A 15462-nucleotide genomic window follows, 5' to 3' on the forward strand; every position below is an offset into this window, starting at 1 on the left:
AGTCAGGGGGGGAGCATGGAGTCTGGCAAGTTATTCCACCAGCCACGGCAGAAGTTGAAGCGTGCGGAGGCACACATCCACGAAATCGAGCGCGTCATAAAGACGTACTTCGAGGGCGAATGGTGTTCTCGCGAACTCAGTAGGGATGCGGACGGCAAATACCATTTGTCGGTTGTCATGCGTGGAATGCCGGATTCCCTGAACGAGGCGTTGGGCGACGCGGTACACAACCTGCGTGCTTCACTTGATCTGCTCGCGGTGGAAGTCGTGCGACTCAACGGAGGGACTTCCAAGGGTGTCTATTTCCCGTTCGCCGACGCAGCCCATAACCTGGAAGAAGTGATAAGGAGCCGCAAATGGCACCTCGCGGATCCTGAGGACGTGGATATTGTCAGGGAGTTGCGTCCGTACAAAGGGGGCAATCAACTGCTGAGAGCACTCCATGATCTGGATATCCAAGATAAGCACCTTTCACTGATCGAAAATGATGCATCTCTTTCCTCGGGTGGGATAAGAGTAAAGGTGGATGAGAATGGAATGCCCATTGGATTCGATGATGGCGACCTGGAGTTTGAACTGGATCCAACAAGCAATCCCACTGCCTCCTTTGTATTCCAAAATGACAGCGCCTTCCCTGGTGAAGAGGTCACCGATGTTCTACGCCGGCTTGCCAGTCTGGTGTCTGATATTCTTGACAGGTTTGAAGCTCGTCACAAAATCCCGACCGCCTAGAACCTCAGCCTAGCGACCGCACCATCGTCCCCATCAGGCGCCAAATGGGCGTAGTACTTTTCTGTTGTAGCGTAGTCAGCATGTCCCGCAAGGATTTGTATTCGCCTAAGTGGAACGCCTCCCATAACCATATGTGCGCAAAAGGTGTGCCGAAGCCGGTGTAGGTGACCGCCAACGCCAGCGAGCTCTGAGTCCTTTTTGAACCAGTCCGACAAAGTATCTTTGTGTACGCTGACGATAGGGTCCGGCAGGTGACGTAATGCCCACCGGGCGTAGCGGTTGAGGGGAACCTCTCGCCATTTTCCTGACTTTGTCCTGCCTTCGCCGCTCTCGTCAGGGTCGCTCTCCACCAGCAGGCGACCGGCCACGGCGGAGCTTTTCTCTAGGCCGATGATCTCGCCTCGCCGTAGCCCAGTGTGGGCCATGAAGAGCCACAGGGGCGCCCGCTCAGGGTTTGCCCGATACAACCGGCGCATCGCCGCCCGGTCATAGAACTTGACGGCCACGCTCCGCACGCCGCGAGGCGCCTTTACGGAGGCCAGTGGGTTGACGTCCAACTCTTTCCATTCCACGCCGCGGTTGAACGCCGCTTTCAGTCGTCGAATCTCCTTACCCACAGTCTCCTTTGCCGCCCTGTCGTCCAGCAGCCTGACGCGCTTGTACTGCTCCACCTCGACCGCTCGGATGCTGTCGATCGGCCGTTGGCCGAAGCGCTCGATGAAGCGCTTCACCTCACTCCTGGCTTTCGAGATGGTGGTCGGGTGCTCGGCCTCGTACCAGTCCAGATACCACTCCAAGTAGTCGCGGACCTTGGGCAAGCGCGCCAAGATCCGCACCCCATGGGTCAGTTCTGCTTCTTTCGCGGCACGTATTCTCTCCGCCTCACGGGCGTCAGGTTGCCCAATGGACCTGCGAAAGCGCTCGCCACCTTCCGCCCAGTCGAGGTAGGCCTTGCTGCCGCGCCAGTAGAGTCGAACCTTTGCCATTCCTCTGCGCCTTCGATCGCGGCATAGAGCGCCGCCTTTTCGTACAACTGCTTTCCCATGAAGCGCCTGGGCGTCAGCCCGTAGCCCATGGCGTTCTTCCTGAACTGGCTGTTGGAGACGCCGCAGTAGTGGGCGGCTTCCTCGACCGTCAGCCAATCCTTCCCGGAGAGGTCCAGCCTTTCAGCGGCGCCCATGGGCGCCTCCCGCAACCTTCCTCCGAGCCGTCGGCTGTTCCGCGAGGCTGAGGTTGAACTGCACGACGTTGTCGACGACGGCAGGCAGGGCTGGAGCCCGCGCGCTGCGTGGTGGCCGGTTGAGCCGGCGCCACGCTTCGATAGCCTTGTCGGGATCGGCATGCTTGCTGGTCGACCTGCAGGCACACTCGACCAAGTGCCCGCCGCCGGCGCCGGGGCCGCGCAGGGCGTGGATGTGGCGCGCTCGGTGGCCTGCGGCGCCGTTGGGCAGGCCTTCGGTATGGCTGATCTGCTTCTGAGGCATGGCTTTTCGCACTCCGTAATGTGGGCTTCCAGCTCTTCCAGCAGGAAAGCGTCCTGTCTGGATCTGTGACGCCTGTCGTACTGGTTGAGTTGGGGCGGTACATCGCCGCGCGTCACTTGCAGGGTGTGGTCTGAAGAAATCTCAGGCAGCGCCGATAAACCATCGGGATCAGACGATGGAGCGATTCGATGGGTGACGAAACGGATGTCCGAGGAGCGGCGCCAAGCCTGTGCGCAGACTCGTTGATGCATGTGAGCAAGTGGAGCCTTCGCTCCAATTTTCTTTTGCTCACAGTCCTTTCCATTGTGTTCTGGGTGTGCGCGAAGCGACTGCACAATCCTGCTGCCTGGCAGAAGGTCATCAGCGGACTTTCATCTTTCGAACTGCTTCTGGGCGTCGGAATCGTCGATGTGCTGCTTCTTGGCGTGGCCCTCGTGTTCATTCCGTTTGCGGATGCGAGGTCGATCTACAGCAAGGCTTCAAAACCGATGGAACTGCTCGCCAACGCGGCGATCGCCTTCATCGCGCTCGCGCTTGTTTCCGGGGCATTTCAGTGTCGTGTCGACTGGTCGGTGGCTGCGTCCACGGTGCTTGCGCTGATCATTCTGCTGTTCAGTCTTGCCGGAGCGGGGCTGCTTCGGCAGGCAGCGAGTCTGCAATGGAACAGATCGGGCCCATGGATTCGGGACGTTATCGTTTACGGCGGAGTTACGCTTGCGGCGCTTGGATTCATTGTGTGGGCGTTCTCTTATCCTTGGCTTGTCGAGTCGTTGCCAGCACGGATTCAGGCACTCGCAAAGCTGCCATTCCTGCTGAATTTCAGTTGTCCTTGGAACTGAGACTGCAGAGGCTTTTCGGTTCGGCAGCGGCTGCACGGCCGTCTCGTTGAGGGCATCCATGCAGGATGCGCCCCTTTGCACATGGGTTGCACACGGTCTGCACGCTGCTGCGGCAACTGAATTGGCAGGCTGCGGTCATCCCCATTGCCCAGGAGCGCCCCCATGAATACCCCCGGCACCCCCAAGCCTTCCTGGCGCCAGCGCAACGTGCTGCTGACCGTCGCCGCCGTGCTGCTGGTGATCGTGCTGATCCTGCTCTTCGTCCCCTGGTAGAAGCCTGGCTGCCGCCAAGCGCGGCGCGATCCCCCTTCCACTTCAGCTCCCGCCGGTAGCCCATGGCCCGGCGGTTTTTCTGTGTGCGCCCCCCGCCGGACGCGTCGCTCCGGCTCCGAAAATGCGTGACGAATTGCCGGAAAGGGCGGTGCGGCTGCCGGATCCGTGCACGAGGCCCCGGGGGCCGGTTGCTACAACTGTGTTCGTGGGGCCGGCGCCAGATTTGGCAAAATTAAATGTGACCTTCATCACACAATTGTTTGTATTGTGTTATCTTCGTCACAGTTTTGCGAACCTGACCAACAGGGTCCAGGGACGGTTGTAGTCGCCACGGAACCGGCAGACACGCATTCGTACGCGTCTCCGGGTCCGGCAGAACCCTCCCCGGTACCCACTGAACAGCGGCTCCCCTGTGGGGCTGATGACGGGGAAAAACCAACATGTGGCAGTCGACGACGTCGCGCATCAGCGCGGGCGGTGGATCCGTTCATCCTGAAAAAAGTGCACATCCCGGCCGGACCGGGCGATGGCTGGCCGCCGGCCTGCTGTTGCTGCTGCTGTCGGTGGTGCTGCCATCGTCGGCCTGGGCTGCGGCCTACGCGACCGGCGGCACCAGCCCGTACCGCAACACGGTGCTGTGGCTGACCTGGGGAGGCGGCACGGACCTGGGCACTGCCGGGGTCACGCTCAACAATGGTGATACCTCGTCGATCTCGATGCCGGTGGCCGCGGGCATCAACCTCAGTGTCAGCTGCAGTCTGGCCAACATCAGTGGCGGCGGACTCCTGCAGAGCTATCGCCCGGGCAGCTTCAGCGGCGACAGCCTGGACGACCTGTACAACGTCGGTGGCACTGGCGGCGCGAATCAGCTGATCGCGGGCATCTCGCGCAGCACGGGTACATCCTCTTTCGAAATCAACTGCGTCTCGACCCTGGGCGGCGCGCCGTATCGCCTGCGCGGCGTGGTGATGGCCGACGCCGAGTCGATCAACAACAGTGGCGAGTTCGTCGAAGCCAGTGCACTGGGCACCTGGAACGTGGTGGAGATGCGCAAGAACCTCAGCGCAGGTGCCTACAACGTGACCAAGTCCAGCAGCGGCGGCAACAGCGTGATCCGCTTCGGGCCGGGCAACGACAACAACACCGCTGCGGTCACCTTCCTCAATTTCGACAACGCCGCGCATGCGCCGGGCAACCTCGCGGTGAACATGGGCTTCTCGATGCGCGGCGGCGGCACCACCGCCATCGCCATCGGCCTGCTGGTGCCGTATGCCGACTTCGGCGATGCGCCGCAGAGCTACGGCGACGCCATGCATGTGGTGGACGATCTGCAGTTCCGCCCGGATGGCCTGCCGGTCAACGCCACCCCCACCAACATCAACACCGCCGGCTATACGCCGGGTGGCCTGGCACCGCCGCTGACCGATTTCCTCGGCACGATGGGCCCGGATACCGAGCAGAAGAGCAGCTACAGCGCCGATGCGAAGGGTGACGACAATTTCCCCTCGGGCAATCCCAACGAAGAGAACGCCTGGCCGGCGAGCTATGTGCTGACGGTGATGCAGGCCGGTACCCAGATCAGCCAACCGGTGGCGTGCGTGGGCAGCGGCAGCGTGGCCGGCTGGATCGACTTCAATCGCAACGGCACATTCGACCCGGGCGAGCGCAGCAACATCGCTGCATGCAGTGGTGGCGGGGCCAACCTGAGCTGGACCGTGCCCGCGCAGGTAAGCGCAGGCAGCAGTTACGTGCGCCTGCGCTATGCGACCAACGCGGCGCAGATCCAGCAGCCGACCGGCGTGGCCGACGACGGCGAAGTGGAAGACCACCTGATCACCATCACCGCACCCGCGCTGAAGGTGGTGAAGAGCAACAATGCCACCGGCGGCATCTGGAACTACGGCCAGGCCGGCACCCAGTACACGCTGACGATCAGCAACACCACCAACGTGCCGACCGGCAATCCGCCGAACGTGCCGGCGGGTGTCATCACCGTGCGCGACCAGTTGCCGGCAGGGATCGTGCCGAACTGGACCGGAACCCTCAGCAGTGGCAGCTGGAGCTGTACGGCGAGCGGCCAGGCGGTGAGCTGCACCAGCAGCCAGGTGCTGTCGGCAGCCGGCACCGCCGGTGACAGCAGCAGCTTCACCCTGCCGGTGACCGTGTCTGCATCGGCAAGCGGCCTGTTGCGCAACCACGCCAGCGTCGGCGGTGGCTACGATCCGTTCAATGGTGGCAATCCGCCCGCACCGGGCGAGGCCTGTACCGATGCCAACCATTGCACCCGCAGCGATGTGACCGTTCCGGTTACACGGGTGAGCTACGCGAAACGCTCCAACACCGCCGGTCCGGTGGCGGTGGGGGCGACGGTGAGCTACACCGTGGATGTCACCATTGCCGACGGCAACAGCCGCGACGTGCTGACCCTGACCGATACCCTCGGCACCGGTCTGGATTTCGCCAGCGTGACCAACGCCGGCGCCTTTACCTGCAATGCCGCCAATCCGCTGGTGTGCACGCTGCCAGCGGGCACCGTACCGGGTACCTACAGCCTGACCTATGCGGCCACCGTCAACGCGCAGGCCAGCGGCCAGGTGGTCAACACGGTGGTGGGCACCGGCACCGACACTCCCACCTGCAGCAGCAACTGCACCACCACCACGCCGGTGGCGGCGCCGCGCATCTCGGTGTCCAAGGCAAGCACTACTGCCGGCCCGGTCGCAGTGGGCGACAGCGTTGCCTACACGGTGAGCGTGGTCGTGGCCGATGCGCGCACCACCGCTGCCGTCACATTGACCGATACCCTGGGCACTGGCCTGGACTTCGGCAGCATGACCAATGCCGGCGGCTTCATCTGCGTGCCCGGCAATCCGCTGGTGTGCACGCTGCCCGCCGGCACCGTGCCCGGCAGCTACGCGTTCTCCTATACCGGCATCGTCAACGCACAGGCGGTTGGCCAGGTGCGCAATGCCGTAGTGCCGAGCGGTCCGGACAATCCGTCGTGCGTCGGCAGCTGTGATACCACCACGCCACTGGCCAGCCCGCAGGTCAGCTACGCCAAGCTGGCCTCCACCGGTGGACCGGTACGGGTGGGCGACAGCATCGGCTACACGCTCAGCGTGACCGTTGCGCGTTCGCGCACCACCGATGTGGTCACCCTGACCGATACGCTGGGCAGCGGCCTGGACTTCAGCAGCGTGGCCAGCGCGGGCATCTTCACCTGCAATGCGGCCAACCCGCTGGTGTGCACGCTGCCTGCAGGGACGGTGCCGGGCACCTACAGCCTGAGCTATACCGCTACGGTCAATGCGCAGGCCAGTGGCACGGTACGCAATGCCGTGCTCGGCACCGGCACCGACACGCCCTCGTGCACGACCAACTGCGATACCACCACGCCGGTGGCGACGCCGGGCGTGAGCTATGCCAAGTCGGTGAACAGTGCCGGCCCCGTGTCGGTGGGTGACAGCCTGGCCTACACCTTGACCACGGTGGTGACCAACTCGCGCACCACCGACGTGGTGACGCTGACCGATACGCTGGGCAGCGGCCTGGATTTCGGCAGCGTGACCAGTGCCGGCGCCTACACCTGCAACGCGGCCAACCCGCTGGTGTGCACGTTGCCGGCCGGCACTGCGCCAGGCAGCTACAGCCTGTCGTACAGCGCATTGGTCAATGCCCAGGCCACCGGCCAGGTGACCAACGCGGTGCTCGGCAGCGGTGGCGACAACCCGAGCTGCACCGTCAACTGCGATACCACCACGCCGGTGGCTGGCAGCCAGATCGACTATCGCAAGACCTCGGCCGCGGCCGGTGCGGTCAAGGTGGGTGACAGCATCGCCTACACCCTGACCGCCGTGGTCAGCCGCTCGCGCACGACCGCTGTATTCACCCTGACCGACACCCTGGGGCAGGGCCTGGACTTCGGTTCAGTCACCGCCACCACCGGCTTCACCTGCAATGCCGGCAACCCGCTGGTGTGCACGTTGCCGGCCGCCACCGCACCTGGCACCTACACGGTGAACTACACCGCGACGGTGAACGCGCAGGCCAAGGGCAGCGTCAGCAATGCCGTGCTTGGCAGCGGCACCGGTACCAACACCTGTGCCACCGACTGCACCACCACCACCCCGGTGCTGGCGGCGACGGTCACCTACCGCAAGTCCTCCAGCACGGCATCGCCGGTCAACATCGGCGATGCGGTGGACTACAGCGTCGAGGTGGTGGTCGCCAACTCGCAGACCACCGATGTGTTCACCCTGACCGATACCCTGGGCGCAGGCCTGGACCTGCAGTCGGTGACCCAGCCAGGCGCCTTCACCTGCAATGCCAGCAATCCGCTGGTATGCACGCTGCCGGCAGGTACCGCACCCGGCACCTACACGCTGGGCTACCGCGCGCAGGTCAACGCGCAGGCCAGTGGCAGCGTCCGCAACGCGGTGCTGGGCAGTGGCGGCGATACCCCCACCTGCGCGGGAACCTGCAGCACCGAGCACGTGCTGGCCGAGCCGCGCGTGGTGCTGGAAAAACTGTCCGGCCCTGCAAGTGGCAGTGAAGTGCGTCCGGGTGACCGGTTGCGCTACACCCTGCGGGCCACCGTCGAGCGTGCTTCGCTGCGCCAGCCGTTGCAGCTGCTGGATACGCCCGATGCGGGCCTGAGCGTGGACACGCTACCGGCAGGCTGCGTGCAGCAGGGCACCGACATCTTCTGCACCCTGCCGACCGGTACTCCCGTTGGGCAACATGAATTCGTCTACCAGGCCATCGTCAACCAGGAAGCACGCACGGAAGTGCTCAACCGCCTGCGCGGCCAGTACCCGGATGGATCGCCACCGCCGGAGTGCACCACCTGCGAAACGCGGCACAAGGTGGTCTCGGACTTCGCGCTGCGCATCACCAAGACCGCCAACCCGCGGCTGGTGAAGGTGGGCGACCTGGTGCGCTACCAGCTGGTGGTCGAGAACGTCGGCAGCAGCCATTGGCGCGACGGCGTGGTGGTCGATACGCCGCCGCCGGGCTTCAGCTATGTCGACGGCTCGATGCGCGTGGCCGACGACGACGGCGCGTTCTCACTGGGCGGTAGCCAGACCCCGCTGCGCATCGGCGCGGTCGACATCGCCGTGGGCCGCAGTGCCACCATCACCTACCTGTTGCGGGTGGGCGCGGGCGTGCGTGCCGGCAACCATATCAACCAGGCCGTGGCTACTGCCGGCGACGGCACGCCGCTGTCGAACGTGGCGACCGCAGAGGTGCGCATGGATGCCGATCCGCTGTTGGAAGACAGCCTGGTGTTCGGCACCGTGTTCGATGACCGCGATGGCGACGGCTGGCAGGACAGTGCGGAACTGACCGGTGTTCGCGTGCAGGGCGGTTTCGCGCCTGCCGCGTACGTGCCGGGTTCGACAACGCTGGATCGTGGCGATGGACCGCAGCCGTTGGCCGATGCCAGCGCGCCCCTGCTGCATGGCGTGCAGGTGGGCGTGGTACACGGCCTGGCGTCTACGTCGGACACCGTCGAGAGCCATCAGGTGGTGATCCGCCAGCGCCTGCGCGAACTGTCCTTCACCGATGATTTCGTGCTGGAAAGCGCCCAGGGCCATCGCCTGCAGCTGGATGCGCAGGGTGTGACAACCGTGCAGCGCAGTGGCGAGGCGGCCAAGGGCCTGACCGCAGCCGAGCCGGCCGTGCATCGCGAGATCGCGCGGGTGGCCGAAGGCTATGAGGTGGCCTACGTGATCCGCAACAGTGGCATCCAGGAGCAGGGTATTCCCGGCGTGCGCCTGGCCACCGTGGAGGGCCTGCTGATCGAAACCGATCCGTTCGGTCGTTACCACCTGGCCGATGTGCACGGTGGCGATGCGCGGTTGGGCCGCAACTTCATCGTCAAGCTGGACCCGGCAACGGTACCGGCGGGTTCCGGACTGACCACCGAGAATCCGTTGCTGCGTCGGGTTACCCAGGGCGTGCCGACCCGCTTCAGCTTCGGCGTGCGCCTGCCGCCGTCGCCGCAGGCGGCCGCCGAGCGCGCCGAACTGGCGTTGGGCGAAGTGTTGTTCGCCCCGGGCAGCAGCGAGCTGCGTGCCAGCTATCGTCCGGTGCTGGCGAAGATGGCCGAGGTGGTCGATCGCTACCAGGGCGGTGACGTGGTGATTGCCGCCAACGGCGAAAGCCAGGCGTTGGCCTTCGCCCGTGCGGTGGCCGTGCGTGATGCGCTGCAGGCCGAAGTGGCTGAAGGTTCGCGCGCTGGCCTGACGGTGCAGCTGCGTGCCGACGTGCGTGATCCGCACTCGCTGGTCGCTGGCGTTGATGCCGGCGGCGCGCTGCTCGGCAACGTGCTGTTTGACACCGACAAGGCGGTGATCCGCGAGGAGTTCAAGCCGCTGCTGGCTGCCATCGCCGCGCGCCTGGAGCAGATGGGGGGCGGCCAGGTCAGCCTGGTCGGCCATACCGATGTGCGTGGCAGCCATGCCTACAACCAGGCGTTGGGCCTGCGCCGTGCCAATGCCGTGTTCGAAGCGCTGCGCGTGCAGCTCAGCCCTGCCGTGCAGCAACGCCTGCGCGTGCGCAACGAGGAGACCGCCGCCACCCGCGCGGCGGCCCACCAACAGGAGGCCCGCCGATGAGCGCCCATCACTCTGTCGTCCGGCGTCCCGCCCGCCTGCACCGCGCTGCGTTGTACCAGGCACTGCTGCTGGGTCTGGCAGCAACCGCACAGGCCGCGCCGCCGCCGGCCAACGACGCGTCCATCGATGGCGCGCCCATCCACTGCGAGGGCAACCAGTGCAGCGCCGCAGGCGACCTGCTGTTCACCCTGCGCTCGCGCAGCTTCGATGAGCCGGTGACCGAAGGCACGTCGACGCGCTCGTCATCGCAGGTACTGCAGCCGGACCGGCGCGTAAGCGTGGCGCTGGACGAGCCGGGCAAGGCGACCGTCCGCGGTGAATTCATGATCCGCCTGCCGGAAGGTGGCGCGATCTGGGCCACCGAAGACCCGGCCATGGGCCAGCCCGAGCTGTCGATCTCGGCGCCGGGCATGGTGGCGTTCGACCAGGGCCGCATCGTGCGTCCGGTCGAATTCTTCGTGCGTGGCAACTACACCGCGTTCATCAAACGTCTGGAGGTCAGCCTCTACCGCGGCAGCGACAGTGACCGGGTCGCGCCATTGGCGACCTTTGAACTGCCTGTGGCTGCGGTCGGGCAGGGCAGTTGGGACGGTACGCTGCCGGCGTCCACGCCGCTGCGTCGTGGCGACCGCCTGGTCTATGTGCTGCGCGCGTACGATGACGAGGGCAATGTCGATGAGACCTCGGCACAGTCCATGCAGCTGGTGACGCTGGCCGAAGTGGAGCGTGGCAACCAGCAGCTGCGCGACGCGCTGGAAGATCGGCGCGGCACGGCCGTCGATGCCAACCAGGCCGCTTCGTTGTCGCTGCTGGAGCAGGTGTTCGACAGCAACGGTCTTCGCCAGCAGAACATCCCGGTGTACGGCTCGCGCGTGCGCCTGCGGGGCCGTGACCTTCCGCTTGGCGCGGCACTGAAGATCAATGGCGAAAGCTATCCGCTGGACCAGGACCGCAAATTCGCCGCCGAGTACCTGATGCCGATCGGTCACCACGTGTTCGACGTGCGGGTGGAGCGGCCCGACGCGCCGGCGATCGCACGCACGCTGGAGGTGGATGTCAGCGGCAGCTATCTGTTCGGTGTGGGCCTGGCCGATGTCACGGTGTACCAGAACAAGGCCAGTGGTGCGGGCCGCGATGTCGCCCGTGGCGAGCGCGATGACGATGTGCTCAGTGACGGGCGCCTGGCGTTCTATTTGAAGGCCAAGACGCGTGGCCGCTATCTGTTGACGGCGCAGGCCGATACCCAAAACCGGCCGCTGGACGAACTGTTCACCGGTTTCACCACGGCCGATCCGCAGGACCTGTTCCGCAGCCTGGACCCGGACCTGTATTACCCCACCTATGGCGACGATTCGCTGACCCAGCGCGACGTCGACAGCATGGGCCGCTTCTACCTGCGCATGGACTGGGACAAGAACCAGGCGCTGTGGGGCAACTACAACACCGGGCTGAGCGGCACCGAGTACGCCCAGTACGTGCGTTCGCTGTACGGTGCGGCGCTGTCGTGGCGCTCACGCGGCGCCAATGCGTGGGGCGATGCGCAGACCGAACTGCGCCTGTTCGGATCGCAGGCCGAGACCGCGCCGGGCCACAGCGAGTTCATCGGCACCGGCGGCAGCCTGTATTACCTGCGCCACGCCAGCATCCTGCGCGGCTCGGACCAGGTGGTGCTGGAGATCCGTGACCGCACCACCGGCCGTGTCGAACAGCGGGTGTCGCTGGTGCGCGGTGCCGATTACGAGATCGACGCGTTGCAGGGGCGCATCCTGCTGACCCGACCGCTAGCCCAGGTCAGCCGCGAGAACCTGCGCCGGATCAGCCGCGACGTGCCGCTGGACGGCTACGAGCAGCGCCTGATCGTCGATTACGAATGGGTACCGACCGGCTTCGACAATGACGACATCACCGCTGGCGTGCGTGGCAAGCACTGGTTCGGTGATCACGTGGCGGTGGGCGCCACCTATGTGGACGAACAGCGCGCTGGGCAGGACTATTCGCTGCGCGGTGCGGACCTGACCCTGCAGGCCGGGCGTGGTACCTACCTGAAGGTCGAGCACAGCCGCAGCGAGGCGACCAGTGCGCCGGTGTTCTTCTCCGACAACGGTGGCCTGAGCTTCACCCGCCTCAACCCCGAGGGGCCGCGCGAAGGCGAGGCGACCGCGGTGGAGGCACGGGTGAACCTGCGCGAGCTGGGCTGGACCCAGCGCGACTGGAGTGCCGGCGCCTGGTGGCGGCAGGTCGAGGGAGGCTATTCGGTGGGCCGCTTCGACACCGGCCAGCGCGTGCGCGAACAGGGCGCCGAACTGCTGGGCTACGTGACCGACGATTTCAGCCTGTATGCGCGTTACAGCGAAGCACGGCGTGGCAATGAATCGTTGATCCAGGCCCAGGCCACCGCCGAATGGCGGATCGGTGACAACGACCGCGTGTCGGCCGAGCTGCGCCGGGTGCAGGAGGACCGCGGCATCGGCAGCAATGCCGGTGTGCTGGCGGCAGCGCGCTACACCCATCGCATCGGCACCGCGCTGGACATCTATGGCGGCGGTCAGCTGACCGTCGATGACGATCATGGCCGCTACGCGGACAATGATGCGGTGGTCGCCGGTGGTACCTACACCTTCGCCAACCTGTCCACGATCGGCGCGGAGGTGAGCGATGGTGATCGGGGCAGTGCCGCGCAGGTCAATGCCGAGTACAAGCTGACCCCGCAGCACAGCTTCTATGGTGCGTTCACCCAGTCCACCGACCGCAGTGAATACGACCCGCTGTTCAGCCCGAATGCGCAGGATGGCTGGACGCTGGGCCAGCGCTGGCGCCTGTCCGACCAGGTCAACGTGTTCAACGAGAGCCAGTTCCTCAAATCCGGCCAGGAATCCGGTCTGGCCAACACGTTCGGCATGGATTTCTATCCGGCGGTGGGCTGGAACGCGGGCTTCACCCTCAGCGACGGCAAGCTGGATGCGAGCAGTGGCCAGGTCGACCGCAAGGCCGTCAGCCTGTCCGGCGGCCGCACGTCGCCGGGTACCGACTGGCAGAGCAAGCTGGAGTGGCGTCGCGACACCGGTGCCGAGCGCCGCACGCAATGGGTCAGCACCAACCGCCTCAGCCACCGTCTCAATGACAGCTGGCGGATCGCTGCGAGGTTCAACTACGCCGACACCGACGATGCGATCAACCCGGTGGCCGGCGCCCGCTTCATCGAGGGCAATCTCGGCTTTGCCTACCGCCCGTGGGACAATGACCGCTGGGCGCTGTTCGGCCGCTACAGCTATCTGTACGACCTGTCGACGATGGGCCAGATCAACGGCGTGGACTACGACCAGCGTACCCAGGTGTTGTCGCTGGAAGGCGTGTACCGCATCGACCAGCGCTGGGAAGTGGCGGCCAAGCTGGCCCGCCGCGAAGGCGAGGTCCGCTATGGCCGGGGCACCGGTCCGTGGTTCGATTCAGCCACGAACTTCGGTGCAGCACAGCTGCGCTATGACCTGTACTACCAATGGCATGGCCTGCTGGAGTACCGCCTGCTGGACGTGCGGGACGGCGGTCGCCGGCAGGGTTGGCTGGCCGGCGTGGACCGCGACGTCGGCCGCAACTTCCGGGTTGGCGTGGGCTACAACTTCACCGACTTCAGTGACGATCTGACGAAGTTCGACTACACCCACCGCGGCTGGTACCTGAACCTGGTGGGTCGCTATTGAGGACTGGGCAACGCCAGGCCATGCCTGGCGGGGCCGCGGCGGTCGCCACCCAGCCATGCCTGGCGGGCCCGCAACGGCCGCTACCCAGTAGTGCCAGGCCACGCCTGGCAGGGCCGCGGCGGTCGCTACCCAGTAGTGCCAGGCCATGCCTGGCAGGGCGGCAACAGCTCACGCCTGCCTGAGCAGCTCCACCAGCTGCCGCAGCCGGTAAGGCTTGGGCAGGAATTCCACCTGCTCGGGCAGCGGCGGCAACTGCGAGCGTGCGTAGCCGGAGGAAAGGATCATCCGCGCCTGCGGCTGGTCGCGCGCAACATGCTCGCTCAGCTCGATGCCCGACATGCCGTTGGGCATGCTGATGTCACTGAACACCACGTCGAAACGCGTATCGCCCTGCAGCAGCGCGACCGCTTCCTGCGCATCGGCCGTGGTAGCCACGTCGATGCCGAAGTCGCGCAGGGCCAGGCCGATCATTTCGCGCAGATCGGTCTGGTCCTCCACCATCAGTACGCGGATCGGATCATCGGTCATGGGTTGGGTTCCTCTGTGGCGGGTAGCAGCAGGCTGACCGTGGTGCCAACACCGGGCGTGGTGGACACGTCTACGAAGCCGCCGCTCTGGGTGGTGAATCCGAACACCTGGCTCAGGCCCAGGCCGCTGCCCTTGCCGATGTCCTTGGTGGTGAAGAAAGGCTCGGTCGCGCGTTCGGCGATGTCCGGGGCCATGCCGTGGCCCTCATCGCAGACGCTCAACGTCACATAGGTCCGTTGCCGGGATGTGTCGGCGTCGGGGTCCATGCGGTGTTCCAGCGCGGTGGCGATCAATACCCGGCCGCCACCAACGGTGGCGTCCGCAGCGTTGCCGACCAGGTTGGCGAGCGCGGTCTGCAGCTGCACGGTATCACTGAGTATGGCAGGCAGGTCCGCAGCCAGCGCGGTTTCCAGAGTGACGCCGGCAGGGCAGGTGGCCTGCAGGGCGGGCAACCAGTCGCGGATCCGCGCATTGATGTCCAGCGTTTCGCGGATCAGGGTCTGCCCGGTGCTGAAGGCCAGCAGCTGGCGGGTCAGCAGTGCGCCACGATCACTGGCCGCCTGCGCGGTGGTGAGCAGGGCGTTGGCACGCTCGTCATCGCCCATGCGTGCGGACAGCAGGTCCAGCGCATTGACGATGGTGGTCAGCAGATTGTTGAATTCGTGGGCAAGGCCGCGGCTGAGCTGGCCGACCGTCTCGAACTGCTGGGTCTGGCGCAGCGCCCGCTGCGCGTCGCGCAGGAGCCGTTGCGCCTGCCACTGTTCAGTGATGTCGCGGGTGATCTTGACGAAGCCCACGAGCTCGCTGTTCTCGACCACCGACTCGATGACCACGCTGGCACGGAACGGAGACCCGTCACGGCGCACCCGCCAGCCTTCGGCGGCATGGTGTCCGCTTTCCGCCGCCAGTCGCAGCAGGTGCTGCGGCTCGCCGGCATCGCGATCGGCTGGCAGGTAGAAGCGTCCAAAGTGGGTGCCGATGACTTCTTCCGACCGGTAGCCCTTGATGCGTTCGGCGCCGGGATTCCAGCTGCAGACGATGCCATCGGGATCGAGCAGGTACAGCGCATGGTCGCGCACGCTGTCGATCAGCAACCGCAGCTGTCGGGAAGGGTCCGTCAGCACGGACGGCGTCGAAGCGGCAGCGACCACGATGAAATGCGTATTACCTCTGTCAGGCACGAGAACGTAGGCAGTGGAGTGTGAAGAGGGCGTGCATGCGACGCCTGTGCCATTGGTCGTATGCGGCTGAATGCGACAAGGAGTAACATCAGTCCCCTTTTCCAAAC

General features: G+C 65.5%; 9 protein-coding genes. 4 read left to right on the forward strand and 5 right to left on the reverse strand.

The features are described 5' to 3' along the window. Positions 1 to 15 precede the first annotated feature (15 nt). Positions 16 to 732, forward strand: coding sequence for a hypothetical protein (locus CLM74_RS09785; protein WP_105163949.1), 717 nt, complete (start codon positions 16 to 18; stop codon positions 730 to 732). Here CLM74_RS09785 and CLM74_RS09790 read toward each other — a convergent pair. Genes CLM74_RS09790 through CLM74_RS09800 form a run of 3 tightly spaced genes read right to left on the reverse strand, consistent with a single transcriptional unit; the run spans position 729 to position 2216 of the window. Further along, entirely contained in the window at positions 729 to 1550 is an 822-nt protein-coding gene (locus CLM74_RS09790) for a tyrosine-type recombinase/integrase (RefSeq protein ID WP_234003456.1), read from the reverse strand. The two genes, CLM74_RS09785 and CLM74_RS09790, sit on opposite strands and share 4 nt — an antisense overlap. A 26-nt stretch (positions 1551 to 1576) precedes the next feature. Next, positions 1577 to 1912: a hypothetical protein gene (locus tag CLM74_RS21735; protein ID WP_234003457.1), complete on the reverse strand. Its 336-nt coding sequence runs from the start codon at positions 1910 to 1912 to the stop codon at positions 1577 to 1579. Further along, positions 1899 to 2216 (reverse strand): hypothetical protein, encoded by a 318-nt coding sequence (locus CLM74_RS09800; RefSeq protein WP_105163951.1) that lies wholly within the window; start codon positions 2214 to 2216, stop codon positions 1899 to 1901. Before CLM74_RS09800 ends, CLM74_RS21735 begins: the two co-directional genes overlap by 14 nt. A 188-nt stretch (positions 2217 to 2404) precedes the next feature. Between CLM74_RS09800 and CLM74_RS09805 the strand changes: the two genes are divergently transcribed. The 3 genes from CLM74_RS09805 to CLM74_RS09815 all read left to right on the forward strand — a co-directional run bounded on the left by CLM74_RS09805 (position 2405) and on the right by CLM74_RS09815 (position 13646). Then, the gene (locus tag CLM74_RS09805) at positions 2405 to 3055 is read left to right on the forward strand and encodes a hypothetical protein (RefSeq protein ID WP_105163952.1); all 651 of its coding nucleotides are present in this window, start codon (positions 2405 to 2407) and stop codon (positions 3053 to 3055) included. A gap of 713 nt (positions 3056 to 3768) precedes the next feature. Beyond that, positions 3769 to 9948, forward strand: coding sequence for a CshA/CshB family fibrillar adhesin-related protein (locus CLM74_RS09810; RefSeq protein ID WP_234003458.1), 6180 nt, complete (start codon positions 3769 to 3771; stop codon positions 9946 to 9948). Beyond that, positions 9945 to 13646, forward strand: a complete 3702-nt coding sequence (locus tag CLM74_RS09815; protein ID WP_105163953.1) for a TonB-dependent receptor — start codon at positions 9945 to 9947, stop codon at positions 13644 to 13646. Before CLM74_RS09810 ends, CLM74_RS09815 begins: the two co-directional genes overlap by 4 nt. Before the next feature lie 168 nt (positions 13647 to 13814). Here CLM74_RS09815 and CLM74_RS09820 read toward each other — a convergent pair whose 3' ends face one another. Both CLM74_RS09820 and CLM74_RS09825 read right to left on the reverse strand, forming a co-directional pair. Continuing rightward, positions 13815 to 14174, reverse strand: a complete 360-nt coding sequence (locus tag CLM74_RS09820) for a response regulator (protein WP_025874874.1) — start codon at positions 14172 to 14174, stop codon at positions 13815 to 13817. Continuing rightward, the gene (locus CLM74_RS09825; RefSeq protein ID WP_099786007.1) at positions 14171 to 15298 is read right to left on the reverse strand and encodes a PAS domain-containing sensor histidine kinase; all 1128 of its coding nucleotides are present in this window, start codon (positions 15296 to 15298) and stop codon (positions 14171 to 14173) included. The genes CLM74_RS09820 and CLM74_RS09825 overlap by 4 nt, the downstream gene beginning before the upstream one ends. Between the last annotated feature and the right edge of the window lie 164 nt (positions 15299 to 15462).

Origin of the sequence: Stenotrophomonas sp. MYb57 (genome assembly GCF_002966815.1) — a bacterium.
Taxonomy (GTDB): domain Bacteria; phylum Pseudomonadota; class Gammaproteobacteria; order Xanthomonadales; family Xanthomonadaceae; genus Stenotrophomonas; species Stenotrophomonas indicatrix.

Excerpts from the sequence above, each read along its gene's own strand:
- CLM74_RS09785 (WP_105163949.1), top strand. The coding sequence starts at position 16 with ATGGAGTCTGGCAAGTTATTCCACCAGCCACGGCAGAAGTTGAAGCGT.
- CLM74_RS21735 (WP_234003457.1), bottom strand. The coding sequence starts at position 1,912 with ATGGGCGCCGCTGAAAGGCTGGACCTCTCCGGGAAGGATTGGCTGACG.
- CLM74_RS09800 (WP_105163951.1), bottom strand. The coding sequence starts at position 2,216 with ATGCCTCAGAAGCAGATCAGCCATACCGAAGGCCTGCCCAACGGCGCC.
- CLM74_RS09805 (WP_105163952.1), top strand. The coding sequence starts at position 2,405 with ATGGGTGACGAAACGGATGTCCGAGGAGCGGCGCCAAGCCTGTGCGCA.
- CLM74_RS09810 (WP_234003458.1), top strand. The coding sequence starts at position 3,769 with ATGTGGCAGTCGACGACGTCGCGCATCAGCGCGGGCGGTGGATCCGTT.
- CLM74_RS09815 (WP_105163953.1), top strand. The coding sequence starts at position 9,945 with ATGAGCGCCCATCACTCTGTCGTCCGGCGTCCCGCCCGCCTGCACCGC.
- CLM74_RS09820 (WP_025874874.1), bottom strand. The coding sequence starts at position 14,174 with ATGACCGATGATCCGATCCGCGTACTGATGGTGGAGGACCAGACCGAT.